Below are 23235 nucleotides of genomic sequence, written 5' to 3' on the forward strand. Positions count from 1 at the left end.
AGGGGGCTTCGGCGCCCGCGTCGCGGCGTCGCGGCCGGCGCTCGGGCGCGGGTCACCAGCCCCAGAAGATCAGCCACCAGCTCGCCACGGCCAGGGCCGCCGGCAGCGTGTAGAGCGCCGTCGCGGCCAGCCGGTTGGTCCAGCCGGCGCCGCCGCGCGCCACGAGCTTCCAGCCCAGCCACAGCGACCACAGCGCCGCGCCGGCGAGCAGCAGCGCCCGCGCGCCGGACACGCCCGGCGGCACCCAGCCTTCGGCACGCAGCTGGGTCAGCGTCGTCATCGACAGGCCGAGGAACAGCCCGGCGCCGGCGATCGGCACCAGGCCCATCGCCAGCGCGGCCCAGCCGATGCCGCCGGCCAGCCGCGCCGCGCCGCGCAGCGCCGCCCAGCCGAGCACGCCGGTGATGAGCGTGTAGGCGCCGATGTAGCCGCAGACCAGCAGCCCGTCGAGCCAGGTGAAGGCGTCGTTGACCTCGGGGTAGTGGGTCAGCAGCCACCACGGCGCGTTGTCCTGCAGCAGCAAGAAGGCGTCGTGGTCGATCAGCCAGGTGGCCGCGGCCTGGCGCGCCGCGGTGAACCAGGGGCTCACGCTCCACTGGAAGGCACCGACGGCCACGCCCAGCGTGCCGAAGACCAGCAGCAGCGCCAGCGCGCGGTCGTTGCGCGACGGCGCCGCCGCCAGCACCTCCTGGCTCGGCGAACGCGCCGCGAACTCGATCGCGTCGCGGTGGCCGCTGCAGCGCCCGCAGGCGTGGCAGTCGGAGGCGCCGGTCATGTGGCGCAGGTCGACCAGCGGCGCGCAGTCCACGCGCGGCGGGCGGCCCGGGTAGGCCTTCCACGCGGCTTCGTCGACGCGGTAGTGCAAGGGCGCGATCTTGGCCAGCAGCGCGAAGACGCCGCTGACGGGGCACAGGTAGCGGCACCAGACGCGTTTCTCGCGCCCCCAGACGAAACCGACGGCGGCGGCCAGCACGGTCGAGCCGCCGAGGATCAGCAGCGCCGGCGCCGCGTACTGGTAGACGCTGACGAGCTGGCCGTAGACCGTGGTGCAGACGAAGGCCACGACCGGCCAGCCGCTCCAGCGCACCCAGCGCGGGATGGTGCGGCCCAGGCCGTGGCGGCTGGCGTACTCGGTCACCGCGCCTTCGGGGCAGAACACGCCGCACCAGACGCGGCCGAACAGCGCCGTGCTGAGGATCACGCCCGGCCACCACAGGCCCCAGAACGCGAACTGCGCCGCCAGCGTCAGGTTGGAGACGATGCTCGCGCCCGTCGGCGGCAGCGGCAGGAACACCGGCGCGACGACCAGCGCCGCATAGAACGCGACGACGAACCACTGGACGGCCAGCACCGCCCGGCGGTGGCGGCGCAGCGCGTCGCCGATGCGCGCCAGCCGCGTCTTGCGCGGCCGGGGCATGAAGCGGATCGGGACGGCGGCGGTCATCCGTGCGCGCCTGGGCCGCGCGGCGCGGCGCTGCGCCGCAGTGCCCAGATCGTCGCGCTCCAGAACACCAGGTAGCCGATCAGCACCGTCGCCGACGGCCGCGCGCGGTAACCGAGAAAGTCGGCGAGCACGCGGCCGATGCCGCGGCCGTCGTCGAGAAGGGCGGAACTATCCCAGACCGGGTCGACCAGCGGCGGGATCCAGTCCATGCCGATCATGCGGTCCAGGCCGCCGGCCAGCAGCGCGGCGGCGATCAGCAGCAGCAGCACTTCGCTGATCCCGAACAGCACGCGGTAGCTGAGGAAACGCGCGCCACGCGCGATCAGCGCGGCGGTGGCGGCGGCGAGCACGAAACCGGCCGCCGCGGCCGCGGCGTTGGCGGCGAGCGCCGACCCCCCCGACTCCAGCCCCAGGCCGTAGAGGAAGACCACGGTCTCGGCGCCTTCGCGGGCGACGGCGAACGCGGTGACCAGGCCGACCCCGAGCGCGCCCGAGGCCTGGCCGGCCTGGCGTTCCAGTTCGCGTTTCATGCCGCGGCCGTGGCGGCGCATCCACAGCACCATCTGCACGATCAGCGCGGCGGCGGTGAAGACCATCACGACCTGGAAGACCTCCAGCGCCTGGCCTTCGAGTTCGCTCTGCACCAGGAAGGTGGCGGCGCCCAGCGCCGCGGCCAGCAGCAGGCCGCCGCCGGCACCCAGCCACAGCCCGCGGCGCAGCGGCGCGGGCTCGCTCTGGCGCGAGATCCAGGCCAGCAGCACGCCGATGACGAGCATCGCCTCGAGGCTCTCGCGCCAGACGACGATCAGGGCATTCAACATGAGGACGTTTCGTGCTCCGTGTGGAGCGTCATTTCGCGACGAGCGTCATGCCCGGCTGGTCCAGGTGGAACTCGTCGATGAAGTGGTAGCTGCCGGGGCGCAGCGGGTGGATGACGACGAAGGAGCTGGCGCCGGGGCCGAGCACCTTCTCGACCCGCAGGTCCAGGTTCTCGAACTCCGACGGGCCGGGGCCCTCGTTCCGGATCGTCAGCTTGATCTTCACGCCCGCCGGCACCTCCAGGCGCGCCGGTTCGATGCGGCCGTTCTGGATGACGACGGGGTAGGTGGCCAGGCCCTGGGCGGCCGCGGCACCCGCCCCGAGGGCGAGCACCGCGGCCAGGGCCGCACGGCGCGAGACGCGGGCGGCCACGGCGCTCAGAACCCGAGCGTGGCGCGCAGGCCGAAGGCCTTGACGTCGCCGGCGCCGTCGTCGCCGCCCGGACGCGAGATCCACTGGAAGTCCGGCGTCAGCGCGATCTGCTCGTTGACGTGGTAGCGGTAGTAGATCTCGGCGACGCGTTCGTTGCCGCGCGACGTGCTGACGCGGCGGTAGTCGTCGCTGGTGCGCAGCAGGCCGGCGGCCAGGCCCAGGCCGTCGGAGGCGCGGCCCCAGGCACCGCCCGAGAGTTCGCCGCCCAGCGTCAGCGCGCGGTCGAAGCTCGCCGTGCCCGAGCTGCGGTTGCCGAAGCGGCCGAACAGCGTCAGGTCGTCGGTCACACGCTGGTCGATCGACAGGCCCCAGCCGCCGTGCGCCTGCTCGTGGCCGTCCAGGTCGGTGGCGCGGCCATTGCGCCAGGCGTAGAGCCGGTAGTTGCCCGGCAGGCCGTCGAAGAAGCGTGTCGAGTACTCGAGCTGGCCGATGACGAAGGGTTTGCCCAGCGAGCCGGAGAAGCTGGTCGCCGGGCCCGAGCCGAACACCGCCAGCGACGCGCTCCAGACCCCCGCCTTGTCCTGTTCGTTGACGTAGGCGGCCCGGAAACCCGGCGTGAAGCCGTAGGCGTCGACCCCGGCGTCGCCGCCCGAGTCGAGCAGCGGGTTGTGCACGAAGGCGTTGTTCAGGAAGAACGCCGTCTCGTCGTCGGCCGCCGCGTTCTGGTCGAAGAAGACGAACGGGTCCATCTTGCCGACCGTGAACTCCAGGCGCTGGCGCGAATACGCCTTGTAGCCGTCGAAGGGCAGCGGCACGTTCAGCTGGTACCAGGCCTGGGCCAGCACCGCGAACGAGGAGTCGGGGTCGTTGACGCCGGCGACCTGGAAGGTCGACGAGTTCGTCGTGCTGGTGTAGGTCGGGCGCAGCGCGACGCCTTCGCCCTGGCCGAAACGCAGCTGGGCGTAGATCGTGCCCTCGGCCTGGCCGATCTCGCCGCCGGGCAGCGTGACCTCGATGTCGCCGCGGTAGTTCAGCCGCGACTCGCGCTGGCCGCTGTCGGTGCCGGCGCCGTTGACGCGCTGCGCCACCGCGACCAGGCCGCCTTCGACGGTGATGCCTTCCAGCGCCTCGATCTGGCGCACCGGCTTCTGCATCGCCAGCGTCTGCGTCTCGACGGCCTTCAGCCGCGTCACGAGCTCGGGCTCGTTCTCGCTCAGGCGGTCGGTCAGCAGCGCCTGGTCGGTTGCCGCCTGGGCGTCTTCCAGCGCCTTGACGCGGGCCTCGATCGGCGCCGCCTTGGGAGCCGTGGCACTCAGCTCGCCGACCTTCTTCTCGAGCTCCTGGTTGCGCTGCTCGAGCTGGCCGAAGCGTGCGGCCAGCTCACGCAGCTGGGCCTTGAGCTGCTCGATCTCGCTGCCGGCGGCCTGCGCGCCGCCGGCCAGGCCGGCCAGCGTCAGCGCGGCGACGAGCCGGGCGTTGCGCAACACGAACCCGTGTCTCGGGGGCAGGGTGGACATGGTTCAGTACCCGCCCTTCTTGCCGATGCCGGCGTAGGTGAAGTCCCACTCGACGGTGAACGGCTTGAACCAGGGGCGCACGCCGGTCTCGCGGTCGGTGTGGCGGCCGTACAGCGGCGACGCCGGGTTCTCCTTGGCGTTGGGCGGGTAGACCGTGTACTTGACCTTGTACTTGCCCGGGCCCTGCAGCTTGACGTTGTCGCCGTAGTGCGGGCCGTCGCTGGCGACCATGGCCATCATGTCGCCGGTGATCGGCGCGCCCGAGCCGCCGATCTTCGTGATCTCGTACTTGATCAGCAGGTAGGGGATCCAGAAGCCCTCGGGGTAGCCGTTGGCGTTGTTGGCCAGCGCGTGGATGTCGGCCTCGATGTGGATGTCCGACTCCGAGGCCTTGCGCATGTGGCCTTCGGGTTCCATGTCGATCGGCTGCAGGTAGACGGCGGCGATCTCCATGCCGGCCAGGTTCTGCGGCGTGCCGATCGGGTACTCGAGCGCGTAGGCGGAGGTGGTGAAGCAGGCCGCGGCGATGGCGAGGGCGGCACCCCAGTGGGACGGTTTCATCGAAGGACTCTCGGTTATGGACAATGCAAATGCGAGTAGTTCGCAACAACATTGCCGATACTGCCGAGGGTTCCGCGTCGCGTCAACCGGAGCCGTTGACGGCTGTCAATGAATGGGCCTGGCGGGGCGGGGGATTCGGCCGGCCGTGGCGGCGGCGGTGCCGCGCGGCGGCGCTCAGTTCCAGCGCCAGGCCCAGATGACGTCGACGGCGCTCTCGTCGCCGGTCTGCGCGCGCACCGTGAAACGCCGCGCGACGCGGTAGATCAGCTGCCAGGAGCCGGCGGTGGCGTTGACGCCGCGTTCGTAGCCGACGTAGAGCCGGTCGCTGAGCTGCTTGCCGATCGTGACCACGGTGTCGCGCGTGTCGCCGTCGCCGCTCTGCGAGACCGACAGCTCGTCCAGCCCCAGGCGCTGCAGCAGCCCGGTCGACGGGCCGCCGTTCTCGCCGGCCAGCAGCGCCAGCGCCGCCTGCTGCAGGATCGCCGTGTCGGCGCGTCCCAGGCCTTCGGAGGCGCGCCCGGTGACCAGCCACGACAGCTTGTCCAGCTCGCTCATCTCGGGCTCGCTGTACAGGCGCACGCGCGGGTCGCTCGCGCTGCCCTGGATCGTCACGCCGACACGCACGTCCAGGTCCGGCCGCACCGCGAGGATGTCCAGCCGCGGCGCCGCCACCTCGCCGGCGAAACGGATCAGCCCGCGCTCGATGGCCAGGTTCTGGCCGTAGGCGGCGTAGCGGCCGCCGACGGTGCGCACCAGCCCGTTGATCGCCAGCCGCCCCTGCGGCGTCGACACGCGCAGCGTGCCGGTCAGGCCGGTGTCGACGCCGCGCCCGGTCAGGCGCAGGTCCTCGCCGAGCGCCAGCTCCAGCGCGACGCGGCTGTTCTTCATCAGCGCCGAGGGCTCGCGTGTGCCCGGTGCCGGCGGCGCCGGCCGCTGTCCCGGGCGTGGCGGCCGGTTCTCGACGACGACGTCGGCGTCCAGCGACGGCGCCTCGCTGCGCGAGATGTCGATGCGGCCGCGGTCGACGCCGAACCTGCCGTGGAGCACCAGCGCGTCGGGCCGCAGCCCCAGCGTCGCGCGGCCGCTGACGGCGATGCGCCGGTCCACGCGCGACAAGGCCTCGAAACGCTCGGCGACGACGCTGAGCTCGGCGCTCGGCGCCGCGCCCAGCCGCGCGCTGCCGTCGATGGCCAGCGTGCCGTCGCCGCCGCGCAGCCGCAGCTGCTCCAGGCGCAGCGCCTCGCCGCGCAGCGTCAGCAGCAGCGAGCCGTCGTCCAGGTCGACGCCCTGCAGCAGGTTGCCGACCTCCAGCCGCGAGCCCTCGACGCGGCCGCCGAACTGCGGCGCCGCCGCCGTGCCGCCGACCTGTGCCGTCGTGAACAGCGTGCCGCCCAGCCGCCAGCCGGCCGGCAGCCAGGCGCTCCAGACGTCGAGGTCGGGGATGCGCATCTCGACGACGCCGTCGACCGGCGCCTGCGGCTCGGGCCAGGCCAGCGCCGGGTTGGCGCGCACGGTCTGGGAGCCGGCGATGACGCCGATCTGCGTGCCGACGACGGCCTGCGTCGTTTCCCAGCGGCCGTCGTGGGCGGCGAGCGCGAAACGCAGGCCGGTGAAGCCGAAGGCGATCGGCAGGTTGCCGCGCACCACCGACAGGTCGCCTTCGTGGCGCTCGAGCACGATGTCGGCGTCGAAACGCTCGGCGCGGCGGATGTCGACGCGGCCGGCGATCTTCAGGTCGCCGCTCCAGCCGGCGTCGGGCTGGGCGCGCTGCAGCCACGGTGCCAGCGCCAGCGGCTCGAGTTCGGCCGCCAGCTGCAGCCGCGACGGCGCACCGTCGCGCGGCGGCGCCTGCCAGCCGGCTTCGCGCCAGCGCAGCGCGGCGCCCAGCAGGGCCAGCCGGCCGGGCGCCAGGCGGGCCGCGCGCGGCGCGCCGTCGGGGGCGAAGTCGGCGCCGAAGTCCAGGTCGCGCGCCAGCACCCAGGGGGTCGCACCTTCGGCGCCGGCCGACAGCTCGGCGATCGTCGCGCGCCAGCGGCCGCCGCCGGCGCGCTCGGGCACCCAGGCGCCGCCGGCCTGCAGCCGCAGCGTCGTCGGGCCGCCGGCCGGCGCCGGCGCGACGTCGGTCCAGGCCGGCGGGCGCAGCGGCGTGCGCGCCTCCAGCACGATGCGGTGGCTGCCCAGCGTGCCGGCGACGCTGGCGTCCAGGCGTTCCAGCCGCTGCTCGCCGCGCGCCAGGCCGCGGGCCTGCAGCGCGAGTTCCAGCGGTGCGTCGCGGCTGCCGGTCGAGCCGTTCCAGCGTGCGTCGGCCTGCTGCAGCGTGTAGGCCGGCGAGCGCAGCCCGGCCGCGGCGAGCGTGCCCTGGGTGCGCAGCGCCGGCCAGCGGCCGTCGGCGCGGGCGTCCAGCGCCAGCGTGCCGGCGCTGGGCCACCACGCGGCCGCGCCCGGCACCAGCCCGGCCAGCGGGGCCAGCGCCTGCGGCGAGCCGGCCTCGACGACCAGCCGCGCAGCGTCGCGCGCGCCGCTGCGCAGCGCCAGCGTGGCGCGGTTGCCGGCGGCGTTCAGCTCGGCGTCGGCCTGGGCGGCGCGGCCGTCGCCCTTCAGCGTGGCGCCGGCCTGCAGCGCGACACCGGCCAGCACGCTGTCGCGCAGCTCGGCGCGGGCCTCGCCGGCCAGCGCCGCCAGCAGCGTGGGCAGCGGCTGGGCCAGCGCCGACTGCGGCAGCCCGAGGTCGGCGTTCCAGCGCCCGTTCAGCGCGTGCGGGCCGCGCCGCCACGGCGAACCGTCGGCGCCGCGCCACCAGGCCGACGGGTCCAGGCGCGACAGCTCGCCGCGGCTGCGCAGGCGCCAGACGGCCGCGGCGTCGCGCGCCACGCTGGCGCTGGCTTCGAGCCGGGCGTCGCCGGCGGCGACGAGCAGCCGCTGGAGCCCGGCCTGCAACGTGCCGTCCTGCGGCTGGCGCCAGGAGGCGTCCAGCGCCAGCGTCACCGGCCGGCCGCGCGGCGTGTCCAGGCGGCCGGAGAGCTCGGCCTTGGCGACGGCGTCCAGCGCCGCCGGCGGCGTGGCGGCGCCGGGCAGGCCGCTCAGGCGCAGCGTCAGCGGGCCGCCCAGCGTCATCGCCGGCAGCCGCCGGTCCAGCTCGCCCGGCCGCAGTGCCTCCAGCGCCAGCGCCAGATCCAGCGTGTCGCCCTCCCAGTGGCCGCGGCCCTGCAGCCGGCCCGCGGGCCGCTCGCCGGCCAGGCGGGCGTCGAAGGCCTGCAGTTCGATGCGGCGGGGGCCGTCCAGCCGGCCGGCGATCCTGGCCACCAGCGAGGCCAGCGGCAGCTGCCCGGCGTCCCAGGCGCCGGGGCGGCTGTTGCGCAGCTCAAGGTCGGCGTTGACCGGCACGTCGCGGCCCTGGCTGTCGACGATGATGCGCCCCTCCAGGCGCGTCGACGGCAGCGCCGGCGCGAGCTGGGCGAGGTCGAGCGCACGCGTCGAGGCCTGCAGCGACTCCAGCGGCCACGGCGCGAACGGCGCGACGGCGGCCTTCGCGTCCAGCCGCGCGCCGCCGTCGCCGGCCAGCGTGGCCGCCAGCTGCAGCCGGGCGATGCTGCCGCTGGCGTCCAGCGCCGCGGTCCAGGGCAGGGCGGCGCCGGGCGCGGCGGCGGCGTCGACGCGGGCCTGCACGCGGCGTTCGCCGTCGGTGCCGACGCTGGCGCTGGCGCGTGCGCGGCCACCGGGCCAGGCGAGTTCGAGCCGTCCCAAGCGGTGCAGCGTGCCGCCTTCGGCGCCGAGCGCGAGGTCGGCGCGCAGGTCGGACAGCGGTGGCGCGCCGCCGATCTCGAGCGCGCCGACGGCCAGCGAGCGGATCTCCAGCGCCAGCGGCAGGCGCAGGTCCTCGGGCGCGCGGCGCCGCGCCGGTGCCGGCTCGGGTGCGGCCGTGCCGGCGGTCCATTCGACGCGCGACGCGCTCGGCGTGTCGAGCACGATGCCCGCCCAGGCGCCGGCGTGCGGCCGCCAGCGCCACGACAGATCCCGCCAGGCGAGGTTCTCGACGCGCAGCCGGGCGCCGTCGGCATCCTGCCAGCGCAGCTCGCGCACGGCGAAGCCGCCGGCCACCGGCCGGCCCTGCATCGTGTCGACTTCCAGCCCCGGCACGCGCGCGAGCAGCCAGCGCCAGCCGGCTTCGGTGTTCCAGACCCAGGCCGCGCCGGCCCCGGCGGCGACGGTGAGCGCGGCGGCGGCGGCCAGCCACGCGGCGAGGCGGCGTCGCGGCGGCGCGCCGTTGGCGGCGTTGGTGGTGGAAGAGGCGGGTCCGGTCATCGTCAGAAGGTCACGCCGACGCTCAGGTGCAGCCGCACGTTGCCGGTCTCGTGGCCGCGTGCGACGTCGACGCTCAGCGGGCCGATCGGGCTGCGCAGGCGCAGGCCGACGCCGTAACCGACCGCCGGTCGGTAGCCCTGCCAGCGATCGGCGGCGCGGCCGGCGTCGACGAAGGCCGCGCCCCAGAGCTGCGGCAGGCGCGCCAGGATCGGCCGGGCGATCTCGGCGCTGGCGGTGGCCATCACCTTGCCGCCGGAGACGATGCCGTCGTCGGTCGGGGCCAGCGAACGGTACTCGTAGCCGCGCACCGAGCCGTCGCCGCCGGCGCGAAACAGCAGCGACTCCGGCGGCAGTACGTCGTCACGCGCGAAGACCTCGCCGGCTTCCAGCCGCAGCGTGCCGTACCAGCGGCCCAGCGGCTGGTAGACGGCCAGCCGGCCCCAGGCGCGCACGAAGGGGCCGGTGCCGCCGGGGTCCGAACGCGCGCGGCCGCCGCCGACCTGGCCCGAGAACACCCAGCCCTCGGTCGGCAGCAGCATGTTGTCGACGCGGCGCCAGACACCCTGGTAGTGCAGGCTCAGCGCGTCGGCGTCGGTGCGTGTGCCGTCGTCGAGGCGGCGCACCGAACGTTCGGCCTCGACGTAGAGCAGGCGGTCGATGCGCGGCGTCTCCTGGGCCCGGCCCAGGCGTGCACGCACCGACGAGACGATGTCGGTCGAGGACTCGATGCGCTCGGCGGCGCCGCCGACGAGGTTGCGGTAGAGCCCGGGCAGCGGGTGGGTGCTCAGCTCGCCGGTCCACGAGCGGCGCACGCGGCCCAGCTCGAAGGTGTTGCGTGCCGTCAGCGCCTGGCCGAAGGCGCGGCGGTGCACGTGCTCGACGGTGCCGCGCGGCCCGACCTCGGAACTGACGCCGAGGCCGAAGGTGGCCTCCTGGATCTCGCGTTCGGCCACGCGCACGGTGATCGTCGCCCGGCCGGGGTCCTCGGCACGGGCGTCGAGCTGCACCGAGGCGGTGGTGAACAGCCCCGAGCGCTGCAGCCGCTCCTGGAAGTCGAGCAGCAGCTTCTCGGTGGCCGGCGTGCCGGCGCGGAAGCCGGCCAGGTTGCGCACCGTGGCCTCGTCCTGGCGCTGCAGCCCGCGGATGCGCAGCTCGCCGGTGCGAAACAGCGGCCCGCTGTCAGCCACCAGTTCGAGGTCGACGCGGTGCGCCGTCGCGTCCACGCGGGCCAGCGTCGATACCCATTCGGCGCGTGCGTAGCCCAGCGCGCGCAGCCGCGCCAGCGCCGAGCGCTTGGCGGCCGCCCACTCCTCGTTGCGGAACGGCTCGCCGGGGTCCAGCGGCCAGTCCTCGCGCAGCGCGGCGTCGCCGTCGACGGCCTCGGCTTCGCCAAGCGCACGCGCCTCGGCCAGCGGGCCGTTGATCTCGATCTTCAGGCCGCGAACCCGGGCCCGCGGGCCGGGCTCGACGCGCACCAGCACCACCGGCGGGTCGCCGGGGTAGCGTTCGATCGTGATCGTCGGCGTGAAGAAGCCTTCGGTCTCGACCAGCGACTGCACCTGCTCCGGGGCGGCGGCAATCAGGCGTTCGACCTCGCGAACCGAGGGCCGCCGGCCCTGGGCCAGTGCCGGCAGGCGGGCGAGGTCGAGCTGCTGCTCGAGCAGCGCGCGCACGGTCTCGGGGGCCGCCACGCGCAGCACCAGCACCGGCGCCGACTCGGCCGGCTCGGTGGTGGCCTGGGCATCCGGCCGGTCTGCGGGCTCGTGCGCCAGGCCGGCGCAGCCGCCGAGCGCGAGGCAGACGAGCCAGGCCGCCGGCAGCGCCGCGCGCCCGGCGCCGCGGGGCCTGCACGGGGCCGGGCTGCGGAGGCGGCGGCCGCGGGCAGGCAGGACGTTGTCGGGCATTGCCCAATGCTTTCATCGACCGGGCCTGCCTGGCAAGTGCCGGCCGCGTGAGCGCGGGTGATGCCGGCGCCGCGGCCGGCCGGCCGACGGGTGGGGGCTTTGGCCCTGCCCGTAGAGTCGGCTCGCGCCCGGCGTGAGGCGTACCCCCCAAGGAGGATGAACCGCGTGGATTTCTCGTGGACTGCCGCATTGAGCGACCTGGACTTCGGGCGCTGGAACGAACCGCTGCGTTCGGGCCTGCGCATCGTGCTGATCCTGCTGGCCGCCTGGCTGGCGGCGAGGCTGCTGCAGCGCCTGGTGCGGCTGATGAACGCCCGCTTCAGCCAGCGCCTGGAGGGCGACGCGGTGCGGCGCGCCCACACCATCAACCGCGTCGCGCGCTACCTGATCGGCATCGTCGTCGGCGCGCTGGCGGCGATGACGGTGCTGGCCGAGGTCGGCATCTCGCTGGCGCCGATCCTGGGCGCGGCCGGTGTCGTCGGCATCGCCGTCGGCTTCGGCGCGCAGTCGCTGGTCAAGGACTACTTCACCGGCTTCTTCATCCTGTTCGAGGACCAGCTGCGCACCGGCGACGTGGTCGAGATCGCCGGCATCGGCGGCCTCGTCGAGGACATGACGCTGCGCCACGTGCGGCTGCGCGACTACGACGGCAACGTGCACTTCGTGCCCAACAGCCTGATCACGACGGTGACCAACCGCGGCCGCAACTTCGCGTTCTCGGTGGCCGATCTGCGCATCGCCTACCGCGAGGACCTCGACGAGGTCTGCGCCGTGGTGCGCGAGGTCGCCGCCGGGCTGCGGGCCGACGAACGCTTCGCCGCGCGCATCCTCGAGGACCTGGAGATCGCCGGCGTCGAACGCTGGGACGAGAGCGCGGTGACGCTGCGCGTGCGTTTCAAGGTCGCGCCGCTGGCCCAGTGGGAGGTGCGGCGCGAGTTCCTGCGCCGGCTCAAGCGGTCCTTCGACGAGCGCGGCATCGAGATCCCGTACCCGCACCTGACCGTCTACGCCGGCGCCGGCAAGGACGGCGGCGCTCCGGCGCTGCCGCTGGGCATCCGCCGCCAGCGTGCGCCGGATGCGGCCAATGCCTGAACCTGGAGGTCCTCGATGAGCGAATCCCACCGCATCGGTCTGGTCGTCGGCAGCCTGCGTCGCGACTCCTTCAACCGCCGTCTGGCGCAGGCGCTGGCGACGATGGCGCCCGCGCCCTGGCAGCTGGAGATCGTCGAGATCGGCGACCTGCCGCTGTACGACCAGGACGACGACGCCTCTCCCGCCGAGGCCGTGCGCCGTTTCAAGGCCCGGATCGCCGCCTGCCGAGGCGTGATCTTCGTGACGCCGGAATACAACCGTTCGATCCCGGGCGTGCTGAAGAACGCGCTGGATCACGCGTCGCGGCCCTACGGCCAGAGCGTCTGGGCCGGCAGGCCGGCCGGTGTCGTCGGCGTGTCGATCGGCGCCATCGGCACGGCGCTGGCGCAGCAGCACCTGCGCAACGTGCTCGCCTACCTGGCGATGCCGACGCTGACCCAGCCCGAGGTCTATCTGCAGGCCAGGGACGGGTTCTTCGCCGTCGACGGCAGCCTGGCGGACGAGCGCACGCGGCGTTTCGTCCAGGGCTGGCTCGACGCCTTCCTGGCCTGGGTGGAGCGTCAGGCGCCGGCCTGACGCGCGGCGCGGCGTGATCGCCGGATGTGCGCCGTTTTTCGCGTTCTTTTGAACGCGCTGGTGCCGACGGCTTCCGCGCAGGACGCGGCCGCGAGACACTCGCGCCGCCTGCTCGGGCAGTCGCCCGGGCCGTGAGCCGGCCGCCGCGAGGCGGCCGATGGGCAAACCCGGCGAAAGCCGGGGACGCAAAGCTTCCGGGCTACGGGCGGCAACGCCTACGCCAGCGGGGTTGCCGTCACGGGCCGTCGCCCGGGTGTCAGGCCGCGCCTTTGTGTCCCGAACGTCACGAGCGGCCGATGCAGCGACCCGTCTCTCCCCGAACGATCATCCTGCGCGGCCTGGCCGTGGGCCTGCTGGCGGCAGGCGCCGGCGGCGCCTGGGCCCAGGACGTCGGCCGCATCGTCGTGCGCTACAAGCCGGTGGTGCAGGCCGCCGGCGTGTCGCCCGATGCGATGGCCGCGACGATGTCCCAGCGTGCCAGCTCGATGGCCACGCGCGCCGGCGTGCGGCTGAAGACCTTGCGCACGACGGGCTCCAGCGCCGCGGTCTACGAGACCCGCGACGCCGTCGACGCACACGAGCTGCGCGCGATGGCGCTGCGCATGGCACGGGACCCGGCAGTGCTGTCGGCCGAGCCCGACGTGCGCGTCGCGGCGACGAGCAACGACACCTACTTCTCGATGCAGTGGGCGCTGGGCTCGCCCGCGGCCAAGGCCGGTGCCGGCAACTTCGTCGCCGCCTGGCCTTACACGACCGGCAACGACGTCGTCGTCGCGGTGCTCGACACCGGCATGACGGCGCATCCGGACCTGCAGAGCCGCCAGTTCGCCGGCTACGACTTCGTCTCCGACACCACGACCGGCGCCGACGGCAGCGGCCGCGACGCCGACCCCACCGACCCCGGCGACGCCTGCCCCAGCAGCGGCAGCGCGAGCAGCTGGCACGGCACCGCGGTGGCCTCGCAGATCGCGGCCATCGCCGACAACGGCTACGGCATCGCCGGCGCCGCGCCGGGTGCGCGCATCCAGCAGGTGCGCGTGCTCGGCCAGTGCGGCGGCTGGCTGTCCGATACCTCGGACGCGATCGCCTGGCTGGCCGGGCGCAGCTTTGCCGGCATCCCGGCACCGTCGGTGCGGCCCAAGGTCATCAACCTGAGCCTGGGTGGCGGCACCAGCTGCCCGAGCTACATGCAGGACGCGATCAACCTGGCCAACGCGGCCGGGATCGTCGTCATCGCCGCCGCCGGCAACGACGGCGCGGCGACGATCAACGCGCCGGCCAGCTGCAGCGGCGTCATCGCGGTGGCCGCGGCCACGGCCACCGGCGACCTGGCGAGCTACTCGAACTACTCGTCGCAGGTGGCGATCACCGCGCCGGGCGGCGGCCAGTGCCGCCAGGCCACCGCCGGCTGCGACACGACGCCGACGATCGCCTCGGGCGTCGATGGCAGCAGCAGCTTCGTCGGCTACACGCCGGCGCGCTACTTCGCCGGCACCTCGGCGGCGACGCCTCACGTCTCGGCCGCCGCGGCGCTGCTGCTGGCCTACACGCCGTCGCTGACGCCGGCGCAGGTGCGCTCGGCGCTGCTGTCGGGCGCGCGGCCGTTCCCGGCGGGCACCTTCTGCACCACCGCCGGCCGCTGCGGCACCGGCCTGCTGGACGCCTCGGGCTCGCTGGCGACGCTGGCCGCGCCGCTGGTGACGATCACGCCGACGGCCGGCGTCACGACCGGCAGCAACGGCGTGCAGGCCGGCCTGGTGGCCCGTGGCGCGTCGGCGACGCTGAAAGCCGCGGTGCCGTCGGGAAGCGGCTACAGCTACGCCTGGCAGCAGGCCAGCGGGAGCGCGGCGACGATCGTCTCCGGCCGCACGGCCGACACGCTGGTCTTCACCGCGCCGGCTTCCGCCGGGCTGATCTCGTTCGCCGTGACCGCGACCTCGCCGTCGGGCGTGACGGCGCGCAACACCGTTTCGCTGCGCGTCAACAGCGCCCCCGACACGCTGCCGGCCTCGCTGCCCGAAGCGATGGCCGGCACCGCCTACTCGAAGCCGCTGCCGACGACCGACGGCGACGGCGACACGCTGAGCTTCGCGCTGGTCTCCGGCCCGAGCGGGCTGACGGTGTCCTCGGCCGGCGTCGTGACCTGGAGCGCGCCGGTGCTGGGCAGCCACTCGCTGACGGTCGCCGCGCGTGATCCCTTCGGCCAGACGAGCCAGCGCGCCATCTCGCTGACCGTCAAGTCCCAGAAGGTCGCGCTGCCGGTCGTGCCGGGCGGCACGTTCAGCGCCCGTGTCGGCACGGCCTTCAGCGCCGCCACCGGCGTCACCGGGCCGTCGGGCGTGGCGATCCGCTACACGCTCACCGGCCAGCCCGCGGGGATGACGATCAGCAGCGCCGGCGTGCTGAGCTGGCCGGCCCCGGTGGCCGGCAGCTACGGCATCCGCGTCACGGCGACGAACGCCGGCGGCTCGGCCTCGGGCGTCTACGCGCTGACCGTCAAGCCGGCCAATCGCGCGCCGGTCGTCACGGCCAAGAGCTACACCGCCGTGGCCGGCACCCGATGGACCGGCCAGGTGACGGCCAGCGACGCCGACGGCGATGCGCTGCGCTACGAGCTGATCTCGGGCGTGCCGTCGGGCATGACCATCGGCAGCACCGGCCTGATGAGCTGGGCAGCGCCGGTCGCCGGCAGCTACAAGGTCGGCGTGCGTGCCACCGATCCGTCCGGTGCGTCCTCGGTGGCGACGATGACCCTCGTCGTCAGCAAGCCCAACAGCGCGCCGACGGTGGGCAGCCTCAGCATCACGACGACGGCCAACCTCGCCTTCTCCGTCCAGCTGCTGGCGCGTGACCCCGACGGCGACGCGCTGAGCTTCGCGTTCAGCGGCAGCGTGCCGGCCGGCCTGACGCTGAGCGCGGCCGGCCGCCTGAGCTGGGCCAAGCCGGTGCGCGGCAACTGGGCGGTGACGGTGCGCGTTGCCGATGCGCGCGGCACGGCAACCACGACGACGGTGAAGATCGTCGTCAACTGATCGCGGCGTGCGGCGGCCGCCGTCCGGGGCTCAGGCGCCCGCGCGGAAGACGATCGCCGCATGGCCCGGCAGCCGGCCCGGCGTGCGTGTCGGCGCGCTGCACAGCACCTCGGTCCAGCCTTCGGGCACGGCGATGGCCTGCTCGTCGGGCCCGAGGTTCAGCCAGGTCAGGGTGCGCGGTGCGGCCAGGCGCACGAGCTTCGTCGCCGCGTCGCCGGCGACCTGCACGGCGCCGCGTTCGCGTGGGCCCAGGTCCCCGGCGCGCTTCAGGGCGATCAGCGTGCGGTAGCGCTCCAGCACGAAGCGGCCTTCGGGCGTCGCCGCCTGCGGCCAGCGCAGCTTGGAGGCGAGGAAGGTGGAGCGCGCGTGCGGGTCCGGCGGGTCGAAACCCGGCACGAAGCCGTTCTCGGCACGGCGCCCGGCACGCACGCCGCGCACGACGCGGCGGTCGCCGAAGTCCTCGAAGAACAGGAAGGGCGCCGTCTCGCCCCATTCCTCGCCCATGAACAGCATCGGGACGAAAGGGCTGGCGAACATCGCCACTGCGGCCAGCAGCGCGCGCTCGGGGCCGACCAGCGCCGCCAGGCGTTCGCCGCCGGGGCGGTTGCCGACCTGATCATGGTTCTGCACGTGCACGACGTGTTCACGCGGCAGCGTCGACGCCGGGTCGCTGCCGGTGAAGTGGCGGCGAAAGCGGTCCAGCCGCGTGCCGTCGAGCACCCAGCCGCGCGCCAGCGCCGTGACCACGTCCTCGAAGCGGCCGAAGCTCGCGTAGTGGCGCCAGCGTTCGCCGGTCAGCCAGGCCACCAGCGCGTGGTTCAGGTCGTCGTTCCACTGCGCGTCGCAGCCCAGGCCGTCGGCGGCGGTGACACGGGCGTTGTTGCGCAGGTGCTCGGCGATGGTCAGCACGGTGCGGCGCTGGCGCCGGCCGATCTCGCGCGCCAGCTCGCTCAGCTCGCGCACGATGGGCACCGGGCTGTTGTCGTGGATCTCCGAGGCCGCGTCCAGGCGCACGCCGTCGAAGCCGACGTCCTCGATCCAGAAACGCAGGTTCTCGGCGAAGTACTCGCGCACGCCGTAGGCGTACTCGCCATCGAAGTTGATCGCCGCGCCCCAGGGCGTGGCCGCGGCGCGCGTGTAGGGCGCGAACCGGCCGCTGTAGTTGCCTTCGGGCCCGAAGTGGTTGTAGACGGCGTCCAGCAGCACCGCGATGCCCAGCGCGTGCGCCTGCTCGATGAACTGCCGCAGCTCGGCCCACGAGCCGTAGGCCGCGTGCAGCGCGAAGGGCTGCACGCCGTCGTAGCCCCAGTTGCGTTCGCCGGGGAAGGCCGCCAGCGGCATCAGCTCGACGACGTTGACGCCCAGGGCCGCCAGATGGCCCAGGCGCCGGGTGGCTGCCGCCAGCGTGCCTTCGGGCGTGAAGGTGCCGAGGTGCAGCTCGTAGATCACCGCGTCCTCGATCTCGACGCCGCGCCAGCCGGTGCTGGCCGCCGGGGCGATGTCGACGACCTCGCTCGGCCCGTGCACGCCGTCGGGCTGGCGGCGCGAAGCCGGGTCGGGCCAGGCGGCGCCGTCGACCTCGACGCGGTAGCGCGTGCCGGCCGGCAGCGCCTCGGTGGCCGCGCTCCAGTAGCCCAGCGCGTCGCTGTGCAGCACCAGCGGCGCGCGGCCGTCGTCGAAGACGATGCGCAGCGCCAGCTTCTCCGGCGCGAAGACACGGAAGGCCGAACGGCCGTCGGCCAGCCGGTGGTGGCCCAGGCGGCCGAGCGGCGGGAATGTCATCGTGCGTCCTGCACTGGAACTTCTCGCCGCAGGCTGCACGCAGCGGCCAGCCCCTCGGGGACCGAGCGCCGCAGGCGCTCAGGGGGAGCGGCGTAGGCAAGCGTGCCGAACCCGATCCGGGTCGCCCGGTCGGGCTCGGAGCCCCCTCGGGGGGCGGCCGCCAGGCGGCCGGGGGCCGTCATAACCGGTCGTAGAGCTGGGCCATGCGGTGCAGCCTCGTTGCGGCTTCGGAGGGCACGTCGCTCCAGACGAAGCGCCAGCCCCAGTTGCCGCGGCCGGTGCCGGGGAAGTTCATCCGGTGGCGGCCGTCCAGGCCCATCACGTCCTGCATCGGGTAGATCGCGGTGTCGGCGATGCTGGCGCAGGCGCAGCGGATCAGGTCCCAGTGTGGCGTGCGGCCGTCGGTGGCCAGGTACTCGCGCAGGTGGTTGCGCGAGGCCTCGCTGGCGCTGGCGTACCAGCCGACGGTCGTGTCGTTGTCGTGCGTGCCGGTGTAGACGACGGTGTCGGGCTCGTAGCGGTGCGGCAGGAAACGGCGCTCGGCGTTGATGTCCTCGCCCCAGGCGAACTGCAGGATGCGCATGCCGGGGAAGGCGAAACGCTTGCGCAGCGCGTCGACGTCGGGCGTGATGACACCCAGGTCCTCGGCGATGACCGGCAGCTCGCCCAGCGCCGCGGCGATGGCCTCGAACAGCGCCTCGCCCGGTGCCGGCACCCAGCGGCCGTTGACCGCCGTCGGCTCGCTGGCCGGGATCTCCCAGTAGGCCGCGAAGCCGCGGAAATGGTCGATGCGCAGCAGGTCGACGAGCTCGAAGCCGCGTTTGATGCGCTGGATCCACCAGGCGAAGCCTTCGGCAGCGTGCGCCTCCCAGCGGTACAGCGGGTTGCCCCAGCGCTGGCCGGTGGCCGAGAAGCCGTCGGGCGGCACGCCGGCGATGACGCTGGGCTCGCCGCGTTCATCGAGGATGAACAGCTCCGGCCGCGCCCAGACCTCGGCGCTGTGGTGGGCGATGAAGATCGGCGCGTCACCGACGATCTGCACGCCGCGGGTGTGGGCGTAGGCGCGCAGCCGGCCCCACTGGCGGAAGAAGCGCCACTGGCAGAAGGTCCAGAAGTCCACGCGTTCGCCGTGCTGCTGGCGCGCCGCGGCCAGGGCCTTCTTCTCGCGCCGCGCCAGCGGCGCCGGCCACTCGGTCCAGCGGCCCGGGTGGGTTTCGGCCAGCGCCATGAACAGCGCGTAGTCGTCCAGCCAGTCGGCGTTGGCGGCCTTGAACTCGGCCAGGTCGGCGCGGTCGGCGGCGCTCGCCGAGGCGGCGAAACGGCCCGCGGCGCGCGCCAGCCGGTCCATTCGGAACGGCACGACGGCCTCGAAGTTCACCTGGTGCTCGTCAGCGCCGGGCGGCGGCGCCAGCTCGCCCGGCTCCAGCCAGCCGTGCTGCGCGAGGTCGTCGAGGTCGACGAGCAGCACGTTGCCGGCGAAGGCCGAGCTGCTCATGTACGGCGAGTTGCCCGGGCCGATGCCGCCCAGCGGCAGGATCTGCCAGAGCTTCTGGCCGCCGACGGCCAGCCAGTCGACGAAGTGGTAGGCGCCGGCGCCGAAGTCGCCCGAGCCGTGCGGGCCGGGCAGGGAAGTGGGGTGCAGCAGCACGCCGCTGCGACGGGGAAAACGCATGGAGAGAGGTCTCAGGTGATGACGTCCGGCGCTTCGCGGCCGGTCCACGCCGGGATGCCCGCGATGTCGCGGGCCAGGGTGATCAGCGGCGCCAGCGCCGCCTGCGGATCGAGCCCGTGGCGTGCCGGGTCGGGCTCGTACTGTTCGATGTAGACGCGCAGCGTCGCGCCGCTGGTGCCGGTGCCCGACATCCGGTAGACGATGCGCGAGCCGTCGCCGAAACCGATGCGCAGGCCCTGGTGGCGCGAGACGCTGCCGTCGACCGGGTCGGTGTAGGCGAAGTCGTCGGCGAGCACGATGCGGCGGCCGGCGATCGTCAGCCCGGGCAGGCGCGGCAGGCGATCGGACAGCGCGTCGAGCAGGCCGTGCACGGCCTCGACCTCGACGTCCTCGTAGTCGTGGCGGGTGTAGTAGTGGCGGCCGTAGGTGGCCCAGTGCGCCTCGGCGATCTCGCGCACGCTCTGGCGACGCTTGGCGAGGATGCTCAGCCACAGCAGCACGGCCCAGACGCCGTCCTTCTCGCGCACGTGGTCGCTGCCGGTGCCGGCGCTCTCCTCGCCGCACAGCGTGATGCGGCCGGCGTCGAGCAGGTTGCCGAAGAACTTCCAGCCGGTGGGCGTCTCGTGGCAGGGGATGCCCAGCGCCTGGGCGACACGGTCGACGGCGGCGCTGGTCGGCATCGAGCGCGCGACGCCGGCCAGGCCCTGGGCGTAGGCCGGTGCGCAGCGCGCGTTGGCCGCCAGCATCGCCAGCGAGTCCGACGGCGAGACGAAGATGCCGCGGCCGATGATCAGGTTGCGGTCGCCGTCGCCGTCGGAGGCGGCGCCGAGGTCGGGCGCGTCGGCGCCCATCATCTCGTCGTACAGCGCCTTGGCGTGCACGAGGTTGGGGTCGGGGTGGTGGCCGCCGAAGTCGGGCAGCGGCGTGCCGTGGATCACCGTGCCGGCCGGCGCGCCGAGCTCACGCTCGAAGATCGCGTGCGCGTAGGGCCCGGTGACGGCGTGCATCGCGTCGAAGCGCAGCCGGAAGCCGCCGGCGAACAAGGCGCGCAGCGCGTCGAAGTCGAACAGGCGCTGCATCAGTGCCAGGTAGTCGGCCACCGGGTCGACGACCTCGACGGCCAGCGAACCCAGCGTGCGCGTGCCCGGGGTGTCGAGGTCGAGGTCGTCGGCGTCGACCGTCAGGTATTCGGTGATCGCCAGCGTGCGGGCGTGGATCGTGTCGGTGACGCGCTCGGGGGCCGGGCCGCCGTTGGCGGTGTTGAACTTGATGCCGAAGTCGCCGTCGGGGCCGCCGGGGTTGTGGCTGGCCGACAGGATCAGCCCGCCGAAGGCCTGGTGGGCGCGGATCACGCAGGACGCCGCCGGCGTCGACAGGATGCCGCCGGCACCGACGACGACGCGGGCGAAGCCGTTGGCCGCGGCCATGCGGATCACCGTCTGGATCGCCTCGCGGTTGTGGAAGCGGCCGTCGCCGCCGACGACCAGCGTCAGCCCAGCGAAGCCCGCGGGCGGGCGCACGGCGTCGAACACCGACTGCACGAAGTTCTCGACGTAGTGCGGGCGGGCGAATTCGGCGACCTTCTTGCGCAGGCCGCTGGTGCCGGGCTTCATGCCGGCGATCGGGGTCGTGGGGACGCGCGTGACGAACATGGCGGGCAGGGTGGACGTGGTGCGTGAGCGTAACGCGGCGCAGGCCATCCGCCGTGACAGCCCCCCGACGAACCCCGATCGGGAGGGGATGCGGTGCCGCTGCGGGGGCTTGCCGTCCCCCGTTGGTGCCGAGCGGCGACACGCCGCGCGGCTTGAGCACGAAGTGAAGGGCTTGTCGCCCGTTCTTGCACCGATCGCAGGCGGGCCTGCTGCGCCATCCTAACGGCCGATCTCCTGCCACCCGGCCCCGCCCCGATGACCGCACTTGCCGCCCGCCGTCTCTACGTCCTCGACCTCGCCCGCCGCCTCGGCGACATGGACTGCGGGGAGGCCTTGCTGCACCCGCTGGAGTACCGCGTGATCGCCCGCCGCCTGAAGCAGGCGCTGGCCGGGTTGCCCGAGGTGCTGCTGGTCGGCGTCGCGCCGGACGAACTGGCGGCGCTGATCCCGCTGCTCGAGGCGCGCCACTTCGACGAGCACGGCGTGCTGCGCGGCGAGCACGCCGAGTCCAGCCGCGCCGAAGCCCGCGCGCTGATGCGGCGCCTGGGCTGCCGCTGCCGCTGAGGCTTCCGGCCGGCGGCGTCCACCGCCCGCGCATTCGTTCGCAGGAACGTCGCATTCAGGGTTTCCACGATTCGGGAATGCCCTAATGCGACAATGACATTTCCGCGCGAGTTGTCGTTGCGGGGAGATGTCAGTGAATTCGAACAGCGCTAATCGACCCTTTTACCGTTCCCTGTACGTACAAGTACTTATTGCAATTGCCGTTGGCATCACATTAGGCCACTTCTGGCCGGAAACCGGTGCCGCGATGAAGCCGCTGGGCGACGGCTTCATCAAGCTGATCAAGATGATCATCGCGCCGATCATCTTCTGCACCGTCGTCGTCGGCATCGCCGGCATGGAAGACATGAAGCAGGTCGGCCGCACCGGTGGCCTGGCCCTGCTGTACTTCGAGATCGTCAGCTCGATCGCGCTGGTCATCGGCCTGGTCATCATCAACATCGTGCAGCCCGGCGTCGGCATGCACGTCGACCCGGCGACGCTGAACACCGCGGCCGTGGCGGCCTACACCGGCCCCGGCAAGATGGAGGGCACGGTCGACTTCCTGCTGCACGTGATCCCGACCACCGTCGTCGACGCCTTCGCCAAGGGCGAGATCCTGCAGGTGCTGTTCTTCTCGGTGCTGTTCGGCTTCGCGCTGCACCGTTTCGGCGGCCGCGGCTCGATGGTCTTCGAGTTCATCGAGAAGACCAGCCACGTGCTGTTCGGCATCGTCGGCATCATCATGAAGGTCGCGCCGATCGGCGCGTTCGGCGCGATGGCGTTCACGATCGGCAAGTACGGCATCGGCACGCTGGCCTCGCTGGGCGCGCTGATGGCCACCTTCTACGCCACCTGCCTGCTGTTCATCTTCGTCGTGCTCGGCGCCATCGCGCGCGCGCACGGCTTCTCGGTCTGGAAGTTCTGCCGCTACATCAAGGAAGAGCTGCTGATCGTGCTCGGCACCTCGTCGTCGGAGTCGGTGCTGCCGCGCATGATGGCCAAGCTGGAGAACCTGGGCGCGCGCAAGTCGGTGGTCGGCCTGGTGATCCCGACGGGCTACTCGTTCAACCTCGACGGCACCTCGATCTACCTGACGATGGCCGCGGTCTTCATCGCCCAGGCCACCGACACGCCGATGACGCTGACCCAGCAGCTGACGCTGCTGCTGGTGCTGCTGCTGACCTCCAAGGGCGCCGCCGGCGTCACCGGCAGCGGCTTCATCGTGCTGGCGGCCACGCTGTCGGCCGTCGGCCACGTGCCGGTCGCCGGGCTGGCGCTGATCCTCGGCATCGACCGTTTCATGTCCGAGGCGCGTGCGCTGACCAACCTGATCGGCAACGGCGTCGCGACGCTGGTCGTCGCCAAGTGGACCGGCGGCCTGGACGGCGAACGCATGCGCCGCCAACTCGACGGCGAGACCGTGGCCCAGGCGCAGCAGCCCGAGGCCGTGCTCGACGCCGTCGACGAGCACATGGCCGTGCCGCCGTCGGCCCGTCCGGCGCAGCGCTGAGGCCCCGGGCCGGCGGCGCTACAGTGGTGCCGCCGGCCCGCCATGAAACGCCTTCACCGCCCCGCTGTCGCCGCCGCGCTCGCCGGCGCGGCGGGCTGCATGGCGGTCGGCGTGTCCGCGCAGACGCTGCTGACGCCGGGCTACCGCGTGACGATCGAGCCGCGCTGCCCGGAGGGCGAGGTCGCGTGCACCGAGGTCGGCTACCACGGTGTCAGCCGCCGCAGCGGGCTGGGCATCACGCTGGACGGCCGCGCGCTGCACACGCGCTGCGCCGACGGCGTCACGCCCTGCCGCTTCATCGGCTGGGAGTTCCGCAACGGCGACACCGTCTACCGCGTCTCCGAGTCGGGCGAGCTGCTGGTCACGCGCGGCGAGCGCGTGCTGGTGCACCAGCGCGGCCGCTGGCAGCCCTGAACGACCGCCGTTGACACACGGCCGACACACGGGCCGCCCA

The 23235-nt window shown here is 73.8% G+C and carries 16 protein-coding genes and 1 riboswitch; of the genes, 6 read left to right on the forward strand and 10 right to left on the reverse strand.

Going from position 1 to position 23235, the window contains the following annotated elements; genetic code table 11:
- Nucleotides 1–52 precede the first annotated feature (52 nt).
- The 7 genes from LOC65_RS10840 to LOC65_RS10870 form a co-directional block, all read right to left on the reverse strand.
- Nucleotides 53–1417 (reverse strand): 4Fe-4S binding protein, encoded by a 1365-nt coding sequence (locus LOC65_RS10840; RefSeq protein ID WP_230248283.1) that lies wholly within the window; start codon nucleotides 1415–1417, stop codon nucleotides 53–55.
- 23 nt (nucleotides 1418–1440) lie between these two features.
- Complete coding sequence (locus LOC65_RS10845) at nucleotides 1441–2265, reverse strand: FTR1 family protein (protein WP_230247489.1); 825 nt, start codon at nucleotides 2263–2265, stop codon at nucleotides 1441–1443.
- Between the two features lie 28 nt (nucleotides 2266–2293).
- Entirely contained in the window at nucleotides 2294–2635 is a 342-nt protein-coding gene (locus tag LOC65_RS10850) for a cupredoxin domain-containing protein (protein ID WP_230247490.1), read from the reverse strand.
- Between the two features lie 5 nt (nucleotides 2636–2640).
- Nucleotides 2641–4152 (reverse strand): carbohydrate porin, encoded by a 1512-nt coding sequence (locus LOC65_RS10855; RefSeq protein ID WP_230247491.1) that lies wholly within the window; start codon nucleotides 4150–4152, stop codon nucleotides 2641–2643.
- A 3-nt stretch (nucleotides 4153–4155) separates the two neighbouring features.
- Nucleotides 4156–4713, reverse strand: a complete 558-nt coding sequence (locus LOC65_RS10860) for an iron transporter (protein ID WP_009855243.1) — start codon at nucleotides 4711–4713, stop codon at nucleotides 4156–4158.
- A gap of 174 nt (nucleotides 4714–4887) precedes the next feature.
- The gene (locus tag LOC65_RS10865) at nucleotides 4888–9015 is read right to left on the reverse strand and encodes a translocation/assembly module TamB domain-containing protein (protein ID WP_230247492.1); all 4128 of its coding nucleotides are present in this window, start codon (nucleotides 9013–9015) and stop codon (nucleotides 4888–4890) included.
- A 2-nt stretch (nucleotides 9016–9017) separates the two neighbouring features.
- Nucleotides 9018–10919: an autotransporter assembly complex family protein gene (locus tag LOC65_RS10870; protein WP_230247493.1), complete on the reverse strand. Its 1902-nt coding sequence runs from the start codon at nucleotides 10917–10919 to the stop codon at nucleotides 9018–9020.
- A 156-nt stretch (nucleotides 10920–11075) separates the two neighbouring features.
- Here LOC65_RS10870 and LOC65_RS10875 point away from each other — a divergent pair, with 156 nt between their 5' ends.
- From LOC65_RS10875 to LOC65_RS10885, 3 genes are all read left to right on the forward strand, one after another.
- A complete protein-coding gene (locus tag LOC65_RS10875) occupies nucleotides 11076–12011 on the forward strand; it encodes a mechanosensitive ion channel family protein (protein WP_230247494.1) in 936 nt (311 codons plus the stop codon).
- A 15-nt stretch (nucleotides 12012–12026) separates the two neighbouring features.
- A complete protein-coding gene (locus tag LOC65_RS10880; protein WP_009856717.1) occupies nucleotides 12027–12587 on the forward strand; it encodes an NADPH-dependent FMN reductase in 561 nt (186 codons plus the stop codon).
- Nucleotides 12588–12737: 150 nt separating this feature from the next.
- Nucleotides 12738–12824, forward strand: a riboswitch (cyclic di-GMP riboswitch).
- Between the two features lie 59 nt (nucleotides 12825–12883).
- Nucleotides 12884–15619 carry a S8 family serine peptidase gene (locus LOC65_RS10885; protein WP_230247495.1) on the forward strand — a complete coding sequence of 912 codons (2736 nt, stop codon included), beginning with the start codon at nucleotides 12884–12886 and terminating at the stop codon, nucleotides 15617–15619.
- A gap of 30 nt (nucleotides 15620–15649) precedes the next feature.
- On the opposite strand, the gene treZ is transcribed toward LOC65_RS10885, so the two are convergent.
- The 3 genes from treZ to LOC65_RS10900 form a co-directional block, all read right to left on the reverse strand.
- Nucleotides 15650–17401 (reverse strand): malto-oligosyltrehalose trehalohydrolase, encoded by a 1752-nt coding sequence (gene treZ, locus LOC65_RS10890; RefSeq protein WP_230247496.1) that lies wholly within the window; start codon nucleotides 17399–17401, stop codon nucleotides 15650–15652.
- Nucleotides 17402–17579: 178 nt separating this feature from the next.
- Nucleotides 17580–19073 carry a 4-alpha-glucanotransferase gene (malQ, locus tag LOC65_RS10895; protein WP_164963813.1) on the reverse strand — a complete coding sequence of 498 codons (1494 nt, stop codon included), beginning with the start codon at nucleotides 19071–19073 and terminating at the stop codon, nucleotides 17580–17582.
- Nucleotides 19074–19084: 11 nt separating this feature from the next.
- Complete coding sequence (locus tag LOC65_RS10900; protein WP_230247497.1) at nucleotides 19085–20725, reverse strand: alpha-D-glucose phosphate-specific phosphoglucomutase; 1641 nt, start codon at nucleotides 20723–20725, stop codon at nucleotides 19085–19087.
- A gap of 255 nt (nucleotides 20726–20980) precedes the next feature.
- On the opposite strand from LOC65_RS10900, the gene LOC65_RS10905 reads away from it, so the two are divergent.
- The 3 genes from LOC65_RS10905 (at nucleotide 20981) to LOC65_RS10915 (ending at nucleotide 23195) form a co-directional block, all read left to right on the forward strand.
- On the forward strand, nucleotides 20981–21289 hold the full coding sequence (locus LOC65_RS10905; protein ID WP_009856712.1) for a hypothetical protein: 309 nt from the start codon (nucleotides 20981–20983) through the stop codon (nucleotides 21287–21289).
- A 127-nt stretch (nucleotides 21290–21416) separates the two neighbouring features.
- Complete coding sequence (locus LOC65_RS10910) at nucleotides 21417–22781, forward strand: dicarboxylate/amino acid:cation symporter (protein ID WP_081467604.1); 1365 nt, start codon at nucleotides 21417–21419, stop codon at nucleotides 22779–22781.
- Between the two features lie 42 nt (nucleotides 22782–22823).
- Nucleotides 22824–23195 (forward strand): hypothetical protein, encoded by a 372-nt coding sequence (locus LOC65_RS10915; RefSeq protein ID WP_009856710.1) that lies wholly within the window; start codon nucleotides 22824–22826, stop codon nucleotides 23193–23195.
- The last annotated feature ends 40 nt before the right edge of the window (nucleotides 23196–23235 follow it).

The sequence above is a fragment of the Rubrivivax sp. JA1055 genome (genome assembly GCF_020966565.1).
Classification (GTDB): Bacteria; Pseudomonadota; Gammaproteobacteria; order Burkholderiales; family Burkholderiaceae_C; genus Rubrivivax; species Rubrivivax benzoatilyticus.

What these genes read in the sequence shown, in the direction of transcription:
- LOC65_RS10840 (WP_230248283.1), bottom strand. Translation starts at nt 1,417, where the DNA reads ATGCCCCGGCCGCGCAAGACGCGGCTGGCGCGCATCGGCGACGCGCTG.
- LOC65_RS10845 (WP_230247489.1), bottom strand. Translation starts at nt 2,265, where the DNA reads ATGTTGAATGCCCTGATCGTCGTCTGGCGCGAGAGCCTCGAGGCGATG.
- LOC65_RS10855 (WP_230247491.1), bottom strand. Translation starts at nt 4,152, where the DNA reads ATGTCCACCCTGCCCCCGAGACACGGGTTCGTGTTGCGCAACGCCCGG.
- LOC65_RS10860 (WP_009855243.1), bottom strand. Translation starts at nt 4,713, where the DNA reads ATGAAACCGTCCCACTGGGGTGCCGCCCTCGCCATCGCCGCGGCCTGC.
- LOC65_RS10865 (WP_230247492.1), bottom strand. Translation starts at nt 9,015, where the DNA reads ATGACCGGACCCGCCTCTTCCACCACCAACGCCGCCAACGGCGCGCCG.
- LOC65_RS10870 (WP_230247493.1), bottom strand. Translation starts at nt 10,919, where the DNA reads ATGCCCGACAACGTCCTGCCTGCCCGCGGCCGCCGCCTCCGCAGCCCG.
- LOC65_RS10875 (WP_230247494.1), top strand. Translation starts at nt 11,076, where the DNA reads ATGAACCGCGTGGATTTCTCGTGGACTGCCGCATTGAGCGACCTGGAC.
- LOC65_RS10880 (WP_009856717.1), top strand. Translation starts at nt 12,027, where the DNA reads ATGAGCGAATCCCACCGCATCGGTCTGGTCGTCGGCAGCCTGCGTCGC.
- LOC65_RS10885 (WP_230247495.1), top strand. Translation starts at nt 12,884, where the DNA reads ATGCAGCGACCCGTCTCTCCCCGAACGATCATCCTGCGCGGCCTGGCC.
- treZ (WP_230247496.1), bottom strand. Translation starts at nt 17,401, where the DNA reads ATGACATTCCCGCCGCTCGGCCGCCTGGGCCACCACCGGCTGGCCGAC.
- malQ (WP_164963813.1), bottom strand. Translation starts at nt 19,073, where the DNA reads ATGCGTTTTCCCCGTCGCAGCGGCGTGCTGCTGCACCCCACTTCCCTG.
- LOC65_RS10900 (WP_230247497.1), bottom strand. Translation starts at nt 20,725, where the DNA reads ATGTTCGTCACGCGCGTCCCCACGACCCCGATCGCCGGCATGAAGCCC.
- LOC65_RS10905 (WP_009856712.1), top strand. Translation starts at nt 20,981, where the DNA reads ATGACCGCACTTGCCGCCCGCCGTCTCTACGTCCTCGACCTCGCCCGC.
- LOC65_RS10910 (WP_081467604.1), top strand. Translation starts at nt 21,417, where the DNA reads ATGTCAGTGAATTCGAACAGCGCTAATCGACCCTTTTACCGTTCCCTG.
- LOC65_RS10915 (WP_009856710.1), top strand. Translation starts at nt 22,824, where the DNA reads ATGAAACGCCTTCACCGCCCCGCTGTCGCCGCCGCGCTCGCCGGCGCG.